This is a genomic window from Mesorhizobium sp. M1295 (assembly GCF_040318135.1).
Taxonomy (GTDB): Bacteria; Pseudomonadota; Alphaproteobacteria; order Rhizobiales; family Rhizobiaceae; genus Mesorhizobium.
Genome location: NZ_JAMYLU010000014.1, coordinates 124,423 through 141,598, shown reverse-complemented (window position 1 = coordinate 141,598; position 17,176 = coordinate 124,423). Strand labels below are relative to the sequence as shown.

Sequence of the window (17,176 nt, the reverse complement as noted above, 5' to 3'; positions counted from 1 at the left end):
GCGGTCAGGCTCGTTCGTCGACTGCCGAACGCCAGGAGCGCACGTAACTTGTCCAGAGTGGATCGGCCGACGGTTCGGTCCTTTCGCCTCTGCCTTGCGGTGTCCCCTGGTCCGACGCCAGCAAGGCGGCGCCGATGCTGGTGCCTGTTGCGGCCTCGGAGGCAATCACGGCCCGCGCCGTCGCCGCCGCCAGCATGCGGGTGAACAGCCGTTTGCGGGCAAAGGGCCCCTCGACGATGGTGGGACCGTCGGCGCCGATCAGATCGAGGCTCGTCGCGGTCATCAGCGCCAGGTAGAACGAGATGGCGACAAAGCGCTGGCCATTGTTGATGCCGTCCGCGTTAAGCCATGATGCGGTATGATGCGGGAATGGCCCCGAGCCTTGTTGGGTCGAAGGCAGCAGTGATGCCTTGCGCGCCAGCACCGCGGCGACATCGTCTTCGGTCCAATCCTCCGATTGGCCTTCCGTCAGCACGGAGAACTCGCGGCCGCCCATGAAGCGCGCCGAAGGCACGGGATCGCCGAGCGCGTTGACATTGACCAGCGTGTCGCGGGCCGGATCGAGCGTGACCTTGCTGCCGCCAACCGCCATCGACACCACCCAGGTGCCGGTTGAGACGACGGAGAAAGGCGGCTTGTCGGACAGGAGATGCGGCAGCAGCGAGGCGTTGGAATCGTGCAGGCCGCAAAACACCGGCGTTTGCGGGTCGAGCCCGGTTTGCTGGGCAAGGGCGGGCAGGATCGGCCCGAGCCAATCCTTCGCCGGCCGCACGGGCGCCATCAGGCGCCGCCATTCCATTTTGTCGACCAATGACGAAAAATCGGCTCTCCACGGGTTCCACAGATCGGTGTGGCAGCCGAGCGAAGTTACCTCGCTGGCGGCGACGCCGGTCAGGCGCAAGGCCCAGTATTGCGGATACATCAGCATCGCGGCGGCCCTGGCGAAATCCGCTGGAAAGCGCTTCTGCTGCCAGAACAACTGCGCGCCGAGATTGAGGCCGGCCGGCAGTCGCGGCGAGCCGGTCTCGGAGAATGCCGGACGGATCGCGTCGTAGTCCTTGGCGAAGGCATCCGGACCGTCGAACTCGTAATCGAGCACCGGCAGCGCCAGTTCGCTTGATGCGTCGGCCAGCACCGCCGTTGCGCCATGGGTGGTGATCGATATCGCGTCGATGCGCTGCTCGCGATCGATCTCGGCCAGGCTGCCGAGGATGAACGCCCATAACCGCTCGACGTCGTGATGCGGATACGGGCGTTGCCGAACCGGCTCGTTCACCATCCTGCGCAGCGCCACTTCGCTTGCTGCGGCGAGATCGACCAGCGCCACCTTGGCGTTGGTCTTGCCGATATCGATGACGGCGACGTGGCGGGTCATTCCATATGGAACATTGTTTCCAGCGGCACCGCCACCGGCTCGTTGTTCGGCTTGGTTTCCATGATGTCTGCCATCTCGGCCCACCAGCGCTGCATCGCCGGATGCTTAGGCAATTCGTCCATGCCATGGTCGTCACGGCGCCACAGCACGCCGAACAAGGTGTTGGTCTCCTCGTCGAGATGGATCGAGTAATCGGAGATACCAGCCTGTTTTAGCAACGCGACGAGTGACGGCCAGATGTCGTCGTGGCGCCTCTTGTATTCGGCCTTCATGCCGGGATTGAGCTTCATCTTGAACGCATATTTTTCGGGCATCAGGCAAAGCGCTCCCGCCGTACGCGCCGCCACAGGATCGGCAGTGCGATGACGATGATCAGCAGCAGGCCGATGAAGATCGACATGACGATCCCCGGCACGTTGAGCAGGCCAAGGCCAAAAGTTACCAGCCCCATGATGAAGGCCGCCAGCACGACGCCCAGAATGCTGCCGGCGCCGCCGAGAATGCTGACGCCGCCGAGCACCACCATGGTGATGACTTCGAGCTCATAGCCCTGCGCGATCGACGGCCGGGTCGAGCCGAGCCGCGAGGTGATCAGCACCGAGGCGATGCCTGCCATCAGGCCGGTCAGGCAAAACAGGATGAATTTGATACGGCCGACACGCACGCCGGAAAACTGCGCCGCAACCGGGTTGTTGCCGATGGCAAAGACCCGGCGGCCGAAGCTCGTCCGGTGCAGAAGGAACCAGTAGACGACGGCCGCGACGAGGAAGAGCGTCAGTTCGAACGACACCACCCACCAGACATAACCTTGGCCGAAGAAGGCGAAGCTCGCGGGATAGCCCTTGTAGGCCTGGTCGCCGAGGATGATGAAGGCAACGCCGCGAAACAGGCTCATCGTGCCGATGGTGACGACGATCGACGGCAGCCCCAGCCTGGTGACGAGCAGCCCGTTGAAGGCGCCGCAGCCGAGCCCGACGACGATGCCGATCGCCACAAGGGCAGGCGTCCCGGCGCCAGCCTGCACCGCCATGCCCATCATCGTCGAGGCCAGCGCGATGATCGCCGCGACCGACAGGTCGATCTCGCCGGAGATGATCAGCAGCGCCATGGCCAGCGCGATCAGTGCCTTTTCCGTGAAGTTGAACGTCAGGTCCGACAACGACCACGCGTCGAGGAAATAGGGCGAGGCAAAACTGTTGATGGCAAAGATAGCGACCGCCACGACGACCAGCAGCGCCTCCCAGGAGAAGATCGCCGAAGTGAACGGCTTGTCGAGTCGGTTCGGAATATGGCGCGGGGCAGGGGTATCGGTCATGCCGCTTCCGCTTTCTTGAGGATGATGCGGCCTTGCCGGCGCTCGCCGCGCGCGTTGAGCACCACGGCCAGGATAATGGCGCTGCCCGAAATCGCCATTTGCCAGAAGGGCGAGATGTTGATGACCGGCAGCGCGTTGGAGATGATACCGAGGAACAGCGCGCCGAGCACCGCGCCGCCGACCGAGCCGATGCCGCCGGCGATCGAGATGCCGCCAATGACGCAGGCGGCGATGATGTTGAGCTCGTAGCCATTGGCGACCTCGACCGAGGCGATGACGTAGCGCGAAATCCAGAGATAGCCGCAGAGGCCGCCGATCATCCCCGAAATGCAGAAGACGATGAATTTCGTCCGGCCGACGTCGATGCCGGCATAGACCGATGCCGTCGGGTTGACGCCGATGGCGTAGATCGAGCGGCCGAGCGCGGTGCGCGTCATCACAAGGAAGAACAAGGCGATGACCAGCAGGGCAATCCATGACAGCACCGGAATGCCGAGGAACGCCGCGCGCTGCAGGCCGATGAAATCGGGGCTCATCTGGTCGGCGTTGACCCAGGCGCCGCCTGAAATAACGAAGGTGGCGCCGCGGTAGGTGGTGAGAGTGCCGAGCGTTACCACGATCGAGGGAATGTTCAGCCGCCACACCAACAGGCCATTGATGGCGCCGAGCACCAGGCCGACCAGAAGTGCGATGACGATCAGCAGCGGGATCGGGATTGCCGGATGCGCGGCGTTCAGCATCGCCACCACCATGCCGGTGAAGCAGAGATTGGCTGCCATCGACAGGTCGATCGAGCGGGTCAGGATAACCACCATCTGGCCGAGCGCCAGGATCATCAGGATCGACGTGTCGTTGAACACCTGGCGCACATTGCCGGGAGCGGCAAAGCCCGGAAAACGCATCGAGATCAGCCCGATCAGCACGGCGATTGCCGCCAGCAGCCAGACTTCGCGGTATTTGAGAAGAGCCTTCATGCCGCGATCCCCGCTGCCGTCCTGACCAGCGTTTCGGCGTCGAGCCCCTTATTGTCGTAGACCGCGGCAATGCGGCCCTCGCGCATAACGACGACACGGTCGGACATGCCGAGAATTTCCGGCAGTTCGGACGACACCATGATAACCGACAGGCCTTGCGCGACGAGCTCGGCCATGAAGCCGTGCACGGCGGCCTTCGAGCCGATGTCGATGCCCTTGGTCGGCTCGTCCAGTATGATCACCTTGGGCGCGGTCGCCAGCCATTTGGCGATGACGATCTTCTGCTGGTTGCCGCCCGACAGCGTGCCGACGTCCTGGCTGAGCGAGGAGGCGCGCAGGTCGAGCCGCTCTGTGTAGGAGCGGGCTAGCGCAAACTCTTCCGCCACCCGCAATATGCCGGATTTGGAGGTTCGCTTGAGCGAAGGCAGCGAGACATTCTGGAAGATAGGCAGGCCGATCACCACGCCTTGCTTGCCGCGTTCCTCCGGCACATAGACGATGCCGGCATCGATCGAATCCGCCGCCGATTTCGGCGCGATCGCTTTGCCTTCCAGCGTGATCGTGCCGCCGCTGGTGCGGGTGATGCCTGATATCGCCTGCATCACCTCGCTGCGCCCGGCGCCGACAAGACCGTAGAAGCCGAGGATCTCGCCCCTGTGCAGCTCGAAGCCGATATCATCGAACTCGGTCGGATGCGACAGGCCGGAGACGGCCAGCACCGGCGCGCCGATCTCGGCCTTGCGCTGCGGAAAGATATGGTCGACCGCGCGGCCGACCATCATGCGCACGATCTGGCTCTGGCCGGCATCCTTGATCAGGCCTTCGCCAACCATCTCGCCGTCACGGAACACGGTATAGCGGTCGGCGATGCGGTAGATCTCATCGAATTTGTGGCTGATGAACAGGATCGCCTTGCCGTCGCTCTTGAGGAATTCGATCAGCAGGAAAAGCTCTTCGATCTCCTTCATCGAAAGTGCTGCCGTCGGCTCGTCCATGATGACGATCCGCGCGTCGATCGACATGGCGCGGGCAACGGCGACGAGATGCTTGTTGGCGATGCCGAGATCCTTCAGCCTGGCATCGGCGTCGATATGGCCGGCGCCCATCGTGTCCAGCACCTCGCGGGCATTCTTGCGCATGGTGCGCCAGTCGATGGTCTTGAAGCGGGTGCGCGGCGCATGGCCGAGGAAGATGTTTTCGGCCACCGTCAGATCGTCGAACAGCACGGTTTCCTGATGGATGGCGGTGATGCCATGCCCGAAGGCGGCATGGGCGCTGGGCAAAGCGACGGGCTGGCCGTCGATGTTGATTGTGCCTGAATCGGGCTGATAGATGCCGGTCATGATCTTGACCAGCGTCGACTTGCCGGCGCCGTTCTCGCCGATCAGCGCGGTCACCTGGCCGGGATAGAGCGACAGGCTGACATCGTGCAGCGCGCGCACGCCGGGAAAGCTTTTCGAGATGCCGGACAGCGTCAGCCGCGGCCCGGGAGACAAAGGCGCTTCCTTCGCCACTTCGTGTTGGGCTGTCGTGTCCATAATCGTATCAAGCCCTGAAACTAGGTCCGGTTGAGGCCGCGGCGGGGCCACGGTCCCGCCGCACCAGTTCGAAGGCTCCAGGATCAATAGATCTTGGAGAACTTTTCGATGTTCGACTTGTCGAACTGGAAGGGCGGAGCCATCGCAGCCGAGTTGGTGTCGTCGAGCGTGACCTTGCCGACGCGGCCGATCGACAGCGTAGCACCGGGCTTCGCCTCTTCCTTCTTCACCGCCAGGTCGTGGGCGAGGTAGACGGCCGAATAGCCGAGGTCGATCGGGTTCCACAGCGCAACCGCTTGGCTGGCGCCGTTGTCGATGAACTTCTTGAACTCCGACGGCAGCGCCAGGCCGGTGACGTTGACCTTGCCGATCAGGCCTTCATCGGTCACCACCTGCGCGGCGGCAACGACGCCGACCGTGGTCGGTGCGATGATCGCCTTGAGGTTCGGGTAGGACTTCAGCAAGCCCTTGGCCTCGTCCGTGCTCTTGGCCGAGTCGTCGTCGCCATAGACGGTGGCGACGAGCTTGATCTTGGGGAACTTCTCCGGCAGCACCTTCTTGGCCGCGTCGATCCAGGCGTTCTGGTTGGTCGCGGTGGACGAAGCCGACAGGATGGCGACATCGCCGCCTTCCGGCAGGTAGTCGGCGGCAAGCTTGATGATGGTCTCGCCGATCAGGTTGGTGTCGGAAGGGTTGAGGTGAAGCTGGCGGCCTTCCGGCGCGACGCCTGAATCCCACGAGATGACGGTGATGCCGCGTTCCATCGCCTTCTTCAGCGCCGGAACCAGCGCGTCGGCGTCATTGGCCGAAATGGCGATGGCGTTGACCTTCTGGGCGATCAGCGAATTGACCACTTCGATCTGCGCTTCGGCGGTCGCCTTGGTCGGGCCGGTGTAGATGATCTCGACGTCGCCGAGTTCCTTGGCCGCCTCTTCGGCGCCCTTGTTGGCGGCGTCGAAGAAGCCGTTGCCGAGCGACTTCACCACCAGCGCGATCTTGACGTTTTCGGCATAGGCGGCATTCACGAACATGGCGGCGGAAAACGCCGCCGTAACCATCAGTTTCTTCAGAAAGCTCATCGAATATCCTCCCTTGAGCGTTGCATTCCATCGCCGCTGCGGGCGTGAGTTTTCTCAGGCCTGCAGCGAAGATTCTTCCTTATTGCCTAGCGTTGTGCGGGCGACGATCAGCGTCACGCCGGCGGTCTCCAGCATCTTGGCTTCGCGATCCTCGATGCCGTCGTCGGTGATCACCGTGGCGATGCGCGACAGGCCGCACAGGATCAGGCTCGAGCGCTTGCGGAATTTCGAGGAGTCGACCAGCACCACCAATTCGTCCGCCTGGTCGATAAGCTTCTGCTCGGCCTGGATCAGCAGCGGGTCGCCTTCCATAAGACCCAGCGGCCCCAGTCCCTGCGCGCCCATGAACATGCGGCGCGCGTAGAAATTGCGCGTCACGTCATTGTCGAAGGGCGACAGGATGATGTTCTGCTCGCGGTAGATGGTGCCGCCCGACAGCATCACCGTGTTCTTGGAATGCCTGAGCAGGTGCTCGGCGATCGGAAAGGAATTGGTGAAGATCGGCATGCGGCGGCCGCTCAGGAAATGCACCATCTGGAACGTGGTGGTGCCGCCATTGATGATGATCGGCTCGCCGTCCTTGCAGAGTTCCACGGCCTCTCGTGCGATCGCCCGCTTCTGCGAAGCGTTGATCGTCTCGTTGACGGAAAACGGCCGGCCGGCAAGGCCGATGAACTGCGGAGGCGAGAGCGCCTCGGCGCCGCCGCGCACTCGGCGCAGCCGCTTTTGCACATGCAATGCCGCGATGTCGCGCCGGATCGTCGCCTCCGACGACTCCGTCAGGTCGACCATCTCCTGCACCGTCACCACAGGCTTTTCCTGGACGGCGGACAGAATGATCCTGTGGCGCTCTTTCTCGTGCATGGTTCCTCCCTGCTTGAGCATCTAGGCACCCAAAGCGCGCAGTGTCAATCATTTCCGATCAGATAATTTCATTGTGCAGTGCAATATGATTGATATTGATCGTTTGTGATTGACAAGACAGCCGCTTGCGTAGAAATTCGCACAAAAGGGACCCGCGCCGTTTGCGTGTCCCAAAGGGAGGATTACCTATGCTCGACAAGCGCTCCGGCACGCGCCTCGCCAATCTTTGGGATGACGCAAAAGCGCAAGCGATGAGCGAGCCCGAACGTCTGGTCTATCGCTCGAATGTTCTTGGCTCCGACAAGCGCGTCACCAATTATGGCGGCGGCAACACCTCCTCCAAGATCTGGCAAAACGATCCGCTCACTGGGCAGAGCGTGGAAGTGCTGTGGGTCAAGGGCTCGGGCGGCGACAGCGCCTCGATCAAACTCGACGGCTTCGCCACGCTCTACATGGACAAATTGCGCGCGCTGAAAGGTCTCTATCGTGGCCTCGAACATGAAGACGAGATGGTCGGCTATTTGCCCCACTGCACTTTCAACCTCAACCCGCGCGCGGCCTCGATCGACACACCGCTGCATGCCTTCGTGCCGAAGCCTTATGTCGACCACATGCACCCCGACGCCATCATCGCTATTGCCGCCGCCAAGGATTCGCAGGCGCTGACCAAGGAGATATTCGGCGACACGATCGGCTGGCTGCCATGGAAGCGCCCGGGCTTCGAACTCGGCCTGTGGCTGGAGAAATTCTGCCTCGAGAACCCCGAGGCCAAGGGTGTCGTGCTGGCAAGCCATGGCCTGTTCAGCTGGGGCGACACGCCGAAGGAATGCTACGAGACGACGATTTCGGTGATCAACCAGGCGATCGACTGGTTCGAGCGCAAGAGCCAGGGCAAGCCGATCTTCGGCGGCGAAATCGTCAAATCGCTCGATGCACCGGCGCGTCGCGCTGTGGCTGCAAAACTGATGCCGAGGATCCGCGGCCTGATCTCGGAGAAAAGCCACAAGCTCGGCCATTTCGACGATTCTCCTGCGGTGCTCGAATTCGTCAATTCCAGGGATTTGCGGCCGTTGGCGGCACTCGGCACATCCTGCCCGGACCACTTCCTGCGCACCAAGATCCGGCCGCTGGTCATCGAGTTCGATCCCAGGAATCCCGATGTCGATGCCGTCATTGCCCGTCTTGTCGACGATGTGGCGGAGTATCGCGTCGGCTATCAGGCCTATTATGACCGCTGCAAGCACGCGGATTCGCCACCGGTGCGCGATCCGAACGCCGTGGTCTATCTGATGCCCGGTGTCGGCATGTTCACCTTCGCCGGCGACAAGGCGACGGCGCGTATATCGGGCGAATTCTACGTCAACGCCATCAACGTCATGCGCGGCGCCTCGACGGTGTCGACCTATGTCGGGCTGCCCGACCAGGAAGCCTTCGATATCGAATACTGGCTGCTCGAAGAGGCAAAGCTGCAGCGCCTGCCGAAACCGAAAGCTCTTGCCGGCCAAATCGCGCTGGTCACCGGCGGCGCCGGCGGCATTGGCCGCGCCACCGCCAACCGGCTGCTGCGCGAAGGCGCCTGCGTCGTGCTGGCCGATATCGACGAGGCAGCCCTTGCCAGCGCCAATGACGAGCTTGCCAAGGCCTACGGCAAGGATTTCGTGCGGCCCGTCGTCATCAACGTCACGTCCGAGGATCAGGTGATCTCCGGCTTTGCCGAGACAGCGGTCGAGTTCGGCGGCATCGACATCCTGGTGTCCAACGCTGGCCTGGCCTCCTCGGCGCCGATCGAGGACACCACGCTGGCGCTGTGGAACAAGAACATGGACATCTTGTCGACGGGATATTTCCTGGTTTCGCGGGAGGCGTTCCGGCTGTTTCGGACGCAAAAGATCGGCGGCAACGTCGTCTTCGTCGCCTCTAAGAACGGCCTTGCCGCATCGCCAAACGCCGCCGCCTACTGCACGGCCAAGGCTGCCGAGATCCATCTGGCGCGCTGCCTGGCGCTGGAAGGCGCGGAAGCCCAGATCAGGGTCAATGTCGTCAATCCCGACGCCGTGCTGCGCGGCTCGAAGATCTGGACCGGCGAATGGAAGGAACAGCGCGCCGCCGCTTACAAGATGTCGACCGACGATCTCGAAGAGCATTACCGCTCGCGCTCGATGCTGAAGCGGTCGGTATTCCCCGAGGACATCGCCGAAGCGATCTATTTTTTCGCCTCCGACATGTCGGCAAAATCGACCGGCAACATCATCAACGTCGATGCCGGCAACGCGCAGAGTTTTACGCGATAAGCGACCGTCTTTGAGGATTGCGCTGCCCCTCATCCGCCTGCCGGCACCTTCTCCCCGTAATAGTGACGCCGAGAAGGGAAGCGCTCCAACGCCGGTGATCTCCCCGTTCTTTACGGGGAGAGGGGTAAGGGTGAGGGGCAGCGCCGACCAACGCAAATTGGGAGGAAACCACCATGTCCGAAACCATCATCTCCGCCGACCTCGTCGACAGGCACAATGCCGCGCGCAATGCCGACCTCAAGCGCGACTACGAGTCCCTCGGCGAGCGCCTCGACCGCCGCGGCATCGCCATCGATGCGATCCGCGACAAGGTCGAGAAATTCGCCGTCGCCATCCCGTCCTGGGGCGTCGGCACCGGCGGCACCCGCTTTGCCCGCTTTCCCGGCGCTGGCGAGCCGCGCGACATTTTCGACAAGATCGAGGACTGCGCCGTCATCCGCCAGCTGACGCAGGCGACGCCGACCGTCTCGCTGCATATTCCGTGGGACAAGGCCGATCCGAACCGGCTGAAGCAGGCGGCATCCCGCTTCGGCCTCGGCTTCGACGCCATCAACTCCAATACCTTCTCCGACGCCAGGGACCAAAAACTTTCGTATAAGTTCGGCTCGTTGTCGCATGCCGATGCCGCAACACGCCGGCAGGCGGTCGAGCATAATCTCGAATGCATCGAGATCGGCAGGACGCTGGGCTCGAAAGCGCTGACGGTGTGGATCGGCGACGGCTCGAATTTTCCCGGCCAGGTTAATTTCGCCAAGGCGTTCGAGCGTTATCTCGACGCGATGAAGGAGATTTATGCCGGACTGCCGGACGACTGGAAGCTGTTCACCGAGCACAAGATGTACGAGCCGGCCTTTTATTCGACCGTCGTGCAGGATTGGGGCACCAACTACATCATCGCCAAAGAGCTTGGCGACAAGGCGTTCTGCCTGGTCGACCTCGGCCATCACGCCCCCAACGTCAACATCGAGATGATCGTGTCGCGGCTGATCCAGTTCAAGAAGCTCGGCGGCTTCCATTTCAACGATTCGAAATATGGCGACGACGACCTCGACGCCGGCTCGATCGATCCCTACCGGCTGTTCCTGGTCTTCAACGAACTGGTCGATGCCGAGCTTTCCGGTGCCGAAGGGTTCGATCCGGCCCACATGCTCGACCAGAGCCACAACGTCACCGATCCGATCGAAAGCCTGATGCTGTCGGCGGTTGAAGTGCAGCGCGCCTATGCCCAGGCGCTGCTGGTCGATCGCAAGGCGCTCGAAGGCTTCCAGGACGCCAATGATGCGCTGATGGCAACGCAGACGCTGAAGATAGCCTATCGCACCGATGTCGAGCCGATCCTCGCCATGGCACGACTAAAGACCGGCGGCGCCATCGATCCGGTCGCAGCCTACCGCGCCGCCGGCTACCGGGCGAAGGTCGCAGCCGAACGGCCGGCGGTGGCGAGCGTCGGCGGCGGGATTGTTTGATGTCGGGGTGAAAAATGAAAAACCCGCCAGAGGCGGGTCGCGGTGCGATTCAGCACCATAGATAGATTAGTAGCATAGCTGCCGGCACAAAGCAAGAACAAAGTTGCTCGCCAGCGTTGAATGTTGGCGAAAACCAAAGGCGAAATCCGATCTCCCCCCTTGCGGGGGAGATGTCCGGCAGGACAGAGGGGGGTGGGAAGGATCTCCAACGTCGAACCGTGCAACCTGCAAAATAGCCAGAGGATGTGCCCGCGCATTGCTGGAGAGGTCCGAGGGACAGCACCCCCCTCCGGCCTGCCGGCCATCTCCCCGCAAGGGGGGAGATCGGCAGCTCAGCCGGAGGCGCGAAGCCTCGCCGTATCTTCCGATTATTGTCAGTAGACTCAACCGCGCCAAGCGCGTTTCCTAGGCTCACCCCAAGCCACGGAGAACGGCCATGCACCGCCGAACCCTAATCGCCGTCAGCCTTTCCCTCACCCTGACCTTCTTGCCGTTCCTCGCCTTCGCCGCTTCGCCACAGCCGGCGAAGGGCGAGCACGGCATGGTGGTGACCGCCCAGCATCTTGCGTCTGAAGTCGGCGTCGAGGTGCTGAAGAAGGGCGGCAATGCCGTCGATGCCGCGGTCGCCGTCGGCTATGCGCTGGCCGTGGTCTATCCGACCGCCGGCAATATCGGCGGTGGCGGCTTCATGACCATCCGCTTCAAGGACGGCCGCTCGACCTTCCTCGATTTCCGCGAGCGCGCGCCGCTCGCCGCAACCAAAACCATGTATCTCGACAAGGACGGCAAGCCGGTAAAGGGCGCCAGTCTCGACGGCTATCTGGCCGTCGGCGTGCCGGGTTCGGTCGCCGGCTTCGAGATGGCGCGGGAGAAATACGGCACGCTGACGCGGCAGGACTTGCTGGCGCCGGCCATCCGCTTTGCCAAAGAAGGCTTCGTACTGGAGCAGGGCGATGCGGCCTCGCTCCAGGGCGGTGCGGAGCGGTTGGCGAGGGACCGAGCGGCGGCGGTCGTTTTCCTCAAGCCGGACGGCAAGCCTTACACCGTCGGCGAGCGCCTCGTTCAGCCCGATCTCGCGGCTTCGCTTGCCGCCATTTCCGAACGCGGTGCGGATGCCTTCTACAAAGGCGCGATCGCCGACGCCATCGTCAAGGCGAGCGGCGAGAAGGGCGGCATTCTGGCCAAGGCGGATTTCGAAAACTACGCGGTGCGCGAGCTCAAGCCGGCGACCTGCAATTATCGCGGCTACGAGATCACGTCCTCGCCGCCGCCGAGCTCCGGCGGCGTCATCATCTGCGAGATCCTCAACGTGCTTGAGTTCTACCCGCTGTCCTATCTCGGCGCTGGTTCGGCCGAGACGGTTCACGTCATGGTCGAGGCGATGCGCCACGCCTATGTCGACCGGAATTCGGCGCTCGGCGATCCCGGCTTCGTCGACAATCCGGTCGCAAAACTGCTCGACAAGAATTACGCCAGGGAAATCCGCGAAAAGATCGATCCGTTCCGGGCCGGCGTGTCGCAGGAATTGATGCCGAAGGGCTTTGGCGAGAGCAACGAGACGACGCATTATTCGATCATCGACAATGACGGCAACGCCGTCGCGGTAACCTACACGCTGAACGGCTCTTTCGGCGCCGGCGTCGTCGCCGACGGCACCGGCATCCTGCTCAACAACGAGATGGACGACTTCACCCAGAAACCCGGCGTGCCCAATCTCTACGGCCTCGTCCAGGGCGAGGCGAATGCGATCGCGCCGAAAAAGACGCCGCTGTCGTCGATGAGCCCGACCATCCTCGCCAAAGACGGCAAGCCGTTCATGGTCATCGGCAGCCCTGGCGGTTCACGCATCATCACCATCACGCTGGAGGCGATCGTCAACGTCATCGATCACGGCATGAACATCCAGGAAGCGATCGACGCGCCGCGCATCCACCACCAATGGTTACCCGACACGGTCTATATCGAACCCTTCGGCCTGTCGCCGGATACCGAAAAGCTGCTTACCGGCATGGGCTACCATCTCGATCTCGCCGAGGCGAATTGGGGCCAGGCGGCCGGCATCCTGGTCGGCGGCAAGAGCCTGGCGGAAATCGAGAAGGGCGGCGGCGCCCGCTACAACGGCGCCATCGACAGCCGCGCCGCATCCGGTGAGGCTATCGGGTATTAGACCATGGTCTCAAAAGGCGGAACCGGTTTTCGGATAAGGTCACGGTCAATAGGAAGATTCGCCTTGCTTCAGGTGACCAGCGCGATGGTCGACGCAATCAGCATCAACGCCGCGACGCCGACGAACAGGGCGTAGATGCGCGGCCGATCGAGCAGGAGCGCGTTGCCGGATATCCATGCCGCGGTGGCGCCGCCAAGCGCGAAAAAGAAGGTGCTGCGGCGCCCGAAGCTCAAGCCGGCGGCCATCAGGCCGCCGATGATCAGGGCGCCGAATACGATGATCACGGCTACCGCGTATTTTTCGAAATCGTTGCTGCCGGCGCTCGGGCCGATCGCGTTCAACCTCGACAGATCGTCCGGATCGAACGGGCTGGTCGACCCATATTCGTCTTGACCGACAGGCTCATGCATCATTCGTTCTCCGCAAACCGACAGCAAATCATCAAGCCTCGCCGAGCGCAACCGCTCGCCGAATGTGATCGGCACGGTGTTCAACACTTTCTGGCGGCGGCTTGCCAGAGATTTTTGGGTGCGTGCTTTGATCGCCCTGCTGCTCGGTCTGATCAAAGTGCTTTGCCCGAGCTTGATCTTCAAGCCGCCCTGGCCAAAGACTGCGTCGCCTGAACGGAAGCTCCAAGCACCGCCTGTGCGGTGTCGGCCTGTCTTTCATCGACATGCGCCAGCACCAGGATCACACCTTGTGCGGCATCCGGCTGGCCCGGCTGCTTGCCGATACGGGACAATGTCGCGAAAAGTCTGCCGGCAACGCCGCCCAAGACTGCACCGACGAGGGCCGATGCCAGCCATCCCGCGCCGAGGGGATCGATGCCGGGCATATCAAAGGCGCCGAGGCCGGCCAACAAACCGGCTGCCGCACCAAGGACGGCACCCGTACCTGGATCGCGCAAGACGGCGCCGATTTCATCATCGTAGGGTCCGATGACGCTGATCTTCTGGCGAGCAATTCCTGCTGCCTGAAGCGTTTCGACGGCACGCGCCGCCTGGTCATGGGAATCGAAAAGTCTGCTGATTGTTCGCATTGAAACTGCCTGTGAGGCCCCCCGGCCCTCGACGGTAAGGCGGGTTCCAGCTGAGCGCCGAGGAACCGCCTAACGCAGACGTCACCCGCCGCTCATTTCCGAGCGACGGGCGACGGCTGCCCGAGTTTTCACGTCACTCGATGACCTTGATGACCTTGCGCGTGCCTGGGTCGACGACAACGGTGCGGTTGTCAATGACGACATAACGATATTTGACGTTCGGGACCTCATGAAGCTCGACGGTGTCGGGGAGCGTCGAGCCGATGTTGAGCTCCACCCCAGGGATTTTCACCGAGGCCAGCGGCTGCTTTTTCACATACTCCCTGATGACGGTTTCCTGCTGCGGTTCGATGACAACGTCTTGCGCCGCAGCGGCGCCGACGCCTGCCAGCAGCAAAAGTCCCGCCGCCGCGGTGGAAAGATGCATTCTCATGGTCGTCTCCTTTGCGAACTCGGTCCGCTCTTCGCGCCAAGGCTCATTCGAACGGAAGCCAGCTGAAAACGTTCCGTCGACGGGGCTTCGGTCCCACCCGGCGGGGACCAATCGACGTGTTGCCGCAGGACCTAAGTCTGATCCTCGCGGGCAAAGGGTAGGTTTGTCGCGAAGCCCGGAACCGCCGCCGCTCAAACTCGTTGCTGGCTGCACGTTCCGGGAGGATTCTTTGGAAAATGTCGACGGTTGCTCGCACCGATCTTGGCTGTTTCCATTCCGATCGAACCTGGCATCTGCGCAGCCCTGTCCCTTCCTGCGCCGATAGGGTTCGCGCGTCACTTTTGTGGCGGGCGAACCCTCAATTGCAGCGTGCTTCTGACCAAAGTTGACCCTGAGGCGAGGAGAAGAGACGAGGAGAAGAGAAATGGCCGATGACAAGAGCAAGCGAGACTTCAGCGACCGCAACCGCGTGTCGGCGGATGAGTATTATGAGGTCGAATATTTCGCGCGGGAAAATGGTGTCTCGCCCAGCCAGGTGAGCAAGCTGATCAAAAGGACCGGTGGCGACCGGATGATCCTCTCGCAAGCGGTGAAAGCATTGCGCGAGCGCAAGTGAGACGGCGGCGGAGCCGGCGGTTGGAAAGGCACTGATCACGATCTGCCGAGAATTCCGGTCAGCTATCGACAACGTGCCCGGATGCCGCTGCTTCGGCCAAGCCAATGCCCCTTTATTTCTTCGATTCCGATGAAGACGGAATCGTCTATTCCGACGATCAGGGACGTCATGTGACGATTTCCCGCTGGTCAGGAAAGAAGCCCTTCGCACATTGGGCGAGATGGCCAGGGATGGCCTTCCTCACCGTAGGATCACAGTCAAGGTCCGGAACGACCATGACGGTCTGGTGCTTGAAGTGGCTTTGACCTTTGCCGTCGAAACGCGGCATTTCGACGAACGGATTTTCCAGATCAACATGCGCATGAGTTGACGGCCCGATCGTTGTCGTGCCGACCATGAGATTTCTGGAGCAGCCGGCATCTTGCCCAAGGGAACATTAGAAGTCTCTAATTGTTATCTTAAGCAGCGGGAACCTCCCGGGTTTCTGCTGCAGATCGGGGTGCAACCCGGTCGGCCCGCGCCCTCCGCCAGAGGCGCGGGCTTCGTTTGTTTAGCCGATGCGCAACGCCATGCGGTGGCAGCATATTGGAAACCTGCGGGAGCATAAGTAGCAGAAGTCGCTACCGCGGCGCCCTGGCGCCCAGGCAACGGAGCCCGTCGTCCGACAGGGCGGCGGGCTTTTTGATGCGGGCCGGGCCATCGCGCAACCGGTGGAAATCCAATGCATGTCGCGCAAAAGTGTGAAGCGGTTTTGCGATAACGACATGCATCAAGACAAGAACCTTAAGCGCGTCGCATGAGGCCGGTCGAACGCGACGCGCTTTAGCTGGGAGAGATGGCCGGCGCTGCTTCGTGAGGCGTGGGGTAAGGTGCCTGATGCAGCGCCGGCCAAGCGGAAATCAGGTCCGCCGCAGCCAGATAGTAGCTGCGTTGGCGCGGCGGGTAATTGCGTGATCGCGGAAGCCACACCATTGCAGACCACTTGCCACGAGCCCGGCCTGTGCAGCGGCTGACCCGAAGCATTCATTCATTCTGACGATGCACCGGACGCCCGGACGGCGGAAATTGGACGCCGCGTTCGCTCTCGATTCAGCGGCCAGCGGTGTTCCCTGCAGATTTCGGACGAAAGGCCATTTCACCCTTGTTGCGCCTGGATTCTTATCAGATCGTGGCAAGGATTGCTTTTCCCGCCGCGTTTGCCGGCGTTCTGCTGTTTGCCCTTTTGCCGGAGCAGCTCCTGCAGGGTCTTGGCCTGGCTTTCACGTTTGGTCACGACAAGCTCAATCACGCCGCCGCCTTCGTCGTGCTGGCGGCTCTCGGAAGTCTCGGCTGGCCGGAACACAAGGCGAAGCTGATCGTCCTCCTCGTGCTCACGGGCGCGGCGATCGAGGGCCTTCAGGCCGTGCAGCTGATAGGGCGCCACCCGGATCTATTCGACTGGGTGGCCGACTGCGCCGGAATGGCCTTCGGGCTGACAATTGCAGGCTGGACAAAGCGGCTCGCCGGCGGATTGCCATAGCTCGAAAGCGCATAACGGAATCGGCGCGCCCGTGCTGCAATATGGGGAAAATGGCCGGCGTCACTTGGGGGGGCGCGTTGGGGTAAGTTGCCTGACGGACGCCGGCCAGGCGGAAAAATCAGGTCCGCCGCAAAGTAATGTAGCAGCAATGGCAAAGCGCGGCAGTAGCGTGATCGCGGAAGGTCCGCCTTCTCGCCTCCGATGCGGTGACCCGTTTTGGGTCAATAATTCTGGCACCTGAATTGCGCTGTAAGCAATGCCGGGGAACACTCCGGCGATCGTCCCCGAATATGGGGCCTCGCCGCTTCGCAAATGGAGCGGCGGGCCTTTTTGCCGGACGTTGAAAGCGGCCGATCAGCGGCTTAGCTGATGACGGTGTGCTTGCCCCATTTTCCCCCCAAGTGTTTATTCTCACAAGAGAAATTCTAACGCGCACAAGCTTCGGTGCTTGACACAGGTCGCGACAACTGGATAAGTGGATACACAGATACGCTCTGATT

General features: G+C 62.2%; 16 protein-coding genes. 6 read left to right on the top strand and 10 right to left on the bottom strand.

Features of this window, described 5'->3' with window-relative positions:
• Nucleotides 1-4 precede the first annotated feature (4 nt).
• The 7 genes from NKH29_RS20080 to NKH29_RS20050 all read right to left on the bottom strand — a co-directional run bounded on the left by NKH29_RS20080 (nt 5) and on the right by NKH29_RS20050 (nt 7,145).
• Nucleotides 5-1,375, bottom strand: a complete 1,371-nt coding sequence (locus NKH29_RS20080) for an FGGY-family carbohydrate kinase (protein WP_353000448.1) — start codon at nt 1,373-1,375, stop codon at nt 5-7.
• Complete coding sequence (rhaM, locus tag NKH29_RS20075; protein WP_352482465.1) at nt 1,372-1,689, bottom strand: L-rhamnose mutarotase; 318 nt, start codon at nt 1,687-1,689, stop codon at nt 1,372-1,374. The genes NKH29_RS20080 and rhaM overlap by 4 nt, the downstream gene beginning before the upstream one ends.
• The gene (locus NKH29_RS20070) at nt 1,689-2,690 is read right to left on the bottom strand and encodes an ABC transporter permease (RefSeq protein ID WP_023719469.1); all 1,002 of its coding nucleotides are present in this window, start codon (nt 2,688-2,690) and stop codon (nt 1,689-1,691) included. Before NKH29_RS20070 ends, rhaM begins: the two co-directional genes overlap by 1 nt.
• Nucleotides 2,687-3,664, bottom strand: coding sequence for an ABC transporter permease (locus NKH29_RS20065; protein WP_353000446.1), 978 nt, complete (start codon nt 3,662-3,664; stop codon nt 2,687-2,689). Before NKH29_RS20065 ends, NKH29_RS20070 begins: the two co-directional genes overlap by 4 nt.
• Nucleotides 3,661-5,202: a sugar ABC transporter ATP-binding protein gene (locus tag NKH29_RS20060; RefSeq protein ID WP_352682873.1), complete on the bottom strand. Its 1,542-nt coding sequence runs from the start codon at nt 5,200-5,202 to the stop codon at nt 3,661-3,663. Before NKH29_RS20060 ends, NKH29_RS20065 begins: the two co-directional genes overlap by 4 nt.
• An 83-nt stretch (nt 5,203-5,285) precedes the next feature.
• Nucleotides 5,286-6,281, bottom strand: coding sequence for a rhamnose ABC transporter substrate-binding protein (rhaS, locus tag NKH29_RS20055; RefSeq protein ID WP_023719466.1), 996 nt, complete (start codon nt 6,279-6,281; stop codon nt 5,286-5,288).
• 54 nt (nt 6,282-6,335) lie between these two features.
• A complete protein-coding gene (locus NKH29_RS20050) occupies nt 6,336-7,145 on the bottom strand; it encodes a DeoR/GlpR family DNA-binding transcription regulator (protein WP_023719465.1) in 810 nt (269 codons plus the stop codon).
• A gap of 188 nt (nt 7,146-7,333) precedes the next feature.
• On the opposite strand from NKH29_RS20050, the gene NKH29_RS20045 reads away from it, so the two are divergent.
• From NKH29_RS20045 to ggt, 3 genes are all read left to right on the top strand, one after another.
• Nucleotides 7,334-9,436 carry a bifunctional rhamnulose-1-phosphate aldolase/short-chain dehydrogenase gene (locus NKH29_RS20045; protein WP_023719464.1) on the top strand — a complete coding sequence of 701 codons (2,103 nt, stop codon included), beginning with the start codon at nt 7,334-7,336 and terminating at the stop codon, nt 9,434-9,436.
• 173 nt (nt 9,437-9,609) lie between these two features.
• A complete protein-coding gene (gene rhaI / locus NKH29_RS20040) occupies nt 9,610-10,902 on the top strand; it encodes an L-rhamnose catabolism isomerase (RefSeq protein ID WP_023719463.1) in 1,293 nt (430 codons plus the stop codon).
• Nucleotides 10,903-11,338: 436 nt separating this feature from the next.
• Nucleotides 11,339-13,069 (top strand): gamma-glutamyltransferase, encoded by a 1,731-nt coding sequence (gene ggt, locus NKH29_RS20035; RefSeq protein WP_353000443.1) that lies wholly within the window; start codon nt 11,339-11,341, stop codon nt 13,067-13,069.
• Between the two features lie 68 nt (nt 13,070-13,137).
• Here the strand turns inward: ggt and NKH29_RS20030 are convergent, their stop codons facing one another.
• The 3 genes from NKH29_RS20030 to NKH29_RS20020 all read right to left on the bottom strand — a co-directional run bounded on the left by NKH29_RS20030 (nt 13,138) and on the right by NKH29_RS20020 (nt 14,541).
• Nucleotides 13,138-13,482, bottom strand: a complete 345-nt coding sequence (locus tag NKH29_RS20030; RefSeq protein WP_198030499.1) for a hypothetical protein — start codon at nt 13,480-13,482, stop codon at nt 13,138-13,140.
• Nucleotides 13,483-13,658: 176 nt separating this feature from the next.
• Nucleotides 13,659-14,108, bottom strand: a complete 450-nt coding sequence (locus NKH29_RS20025) for a hypothetical protein (protein WP_352848045.1) — start codon at nt 14,106-14,108, stop codon at nt 13,659-13,661.
• Between the two features lie 133 nt (nt 14,109-14,241).
• On the bottom strand, nt 14,242-14,541 hold the full coding sequence (locus NKH29_RS20020; protein WP_023719460.1) for a DUF1236 domain-containing protein: 300 nt from the start codon (nt 14,539-14,541) through the stop codon (nt 14,242-14,244).
• A 424-nt stretch (nt 14,542-14,965) separates the two neighbouring features.
• On the opposite strand from NKH29_RS20020, the gene NKH29_RS20015 reads away from it, so the two are divergent.
• The 3 genes from NKH29_RS20015 to NKH29_RS20005 all read left to right on the top strand — a co-directional run bounded on the left by NKH29_RS20015 (nt 14,966) and on the right by NKH29_RS20005 (nt 16,676).
• Entirely contained in the window at nt 14,966-15,157 is a 192-nt protein-coding gene (locus NKH29_RS20015; protein WP_023719459.1) for a DUF3606 domain-containing protein, read from the top strand.
• Nucleotides 15,158-15,368: 211 nt separating this feature from the next.
• The gene (locus tag NKH29_RS32680; RefSeq protein ID WP_502911289.1) at nt 15,369-15,527 is read left to right on the top strand and encodes a hypothetical protein; all 159 of its coding nucleotides are present in this window, start codon (nt 15,369-15,371) and stop codon (nt 15,525-15,527) included.
• Nucleotides 15,528-16,259: 732 nt separating this feature from the next.
• The gene (locus NKH29_RS20005) at nt 16,260-16,676 is read left to right on the top strand and encodes a VanZ family protein (protein ID WP_352885291.1); all 417 of its coding nucleotides are present in this window, start codon (nt 16,260-16,262) and stop codon (nt 16,674-16,676) included.
• The last annotated feature ends 500 nt before the right edge of the window (nt 16,677-17,176 follow it).

What these genes read in the sequence shown, in the direction of transcription:
- ggt (WP_353000443.1), top strand. Translation starts at nt 11,339, where the DNA reads ATGCACCGCCGAACCCTAATCGCCGTCAGCCTTTCCCTCACCCTGACC.
- NKH29_RS20020 (WP_023719460.1), bottom strand. Translation starts at nt 14,541, where the DNA reads ATGAGAATGCATCTTTCCACCGCGGCGGCGGGACTTTTGCTGCTGGCA.
- NKH29_RS20025 (WP_352848045.1), bottom strand. Translation starts at nt 14,108, where the DNA reads ATGCGAACAATCAGCAGACTTTTCGATTCCCATGACCAGGCGGCGCGT.
- NKH29_RS20060 (WP_352682873.1), bottom strand. Translation starts at nt 5,202, where the DNA reads ATGGACACGACAGCCCAACACGAAGTGGCGAAGGAAGCGCCTTTGTCT.
- rhaM (WP_352482465.1), bottom strand. Translation starts at nt 1,689, where the DNA reads ATGCCCGAAAAATATGCGTTCAAGATGAAGCTCAATCCCGGCATGAAG.
- NKH29_RS20030 (WP_198030499.1), bottom strand. Translation starts at nt 13,482, where the DNA reads ATGATGCATGAGCCTGTCGGTCAAGACGAATATGGGTCGACCAGCCCG.
- NKH29_RS20045 (WP_023719464.1), top strand. Translation starts at nt 7,334, where the DNA reads ATGCTCGACAAGCGCTCCGGCACGCGCCTCGCCAATCTTTGGGATGAC.
- NKH29_RS20015 (WP_023719459.1), top strand. Translation starts at nt 14,966, where the DNA reads ATGGCCGATGACAAGAGCAAGCGAGACTTCAGCGACCGCAACCGCGTG.
- NKH29_RS20065 (WP_353000446.1), bottom strand. Translation starts at nt 3,664, where the DNA reads ATGAAGGCTCTTCTCAAATACCGCGAAGTCTGGCTGCTGGCGGCAATC.
- NKH29_RS20080 (WP_353000448.1), bottom strand. Translation starts at nt 1,375, where the DNA reads ATGACCCGCCACGTCGCCGTCATCGATATCGGCAAGACCAACGCCAAG.
- NKH29_RS20070 (WP_023719469.1), bottom strand. Translation starts at nt 2,690, where the DNA reads ATGACCGATACCCCTGCCCCGCGCCATATTCCGAACCGACTCGACAAG.
- NKH29_RS20050 (WP_023719465.1), bottom strand. Translation starts at nt 7,145, where the DNA reads ATGCACGAGAAAGAGCGCCACAGGATCATTCTGTCCGCCGTCCAGGAA.
- rhaI (WP_023719463.1), top strand. Translation starts at nt 9,610, where the DNA reads ATGTCCGAAACCATCATCTCCGCCGACCTCGTCGACAGGCACAATGCC.
- rhaS (WP_023719466.1), bottom strand. Translation starts at nt 6,281, where the DNA reads ATGAGCTTTCTGAAGAAACTGATGGTTACGGCGGCGTTTTCCGCCGCC.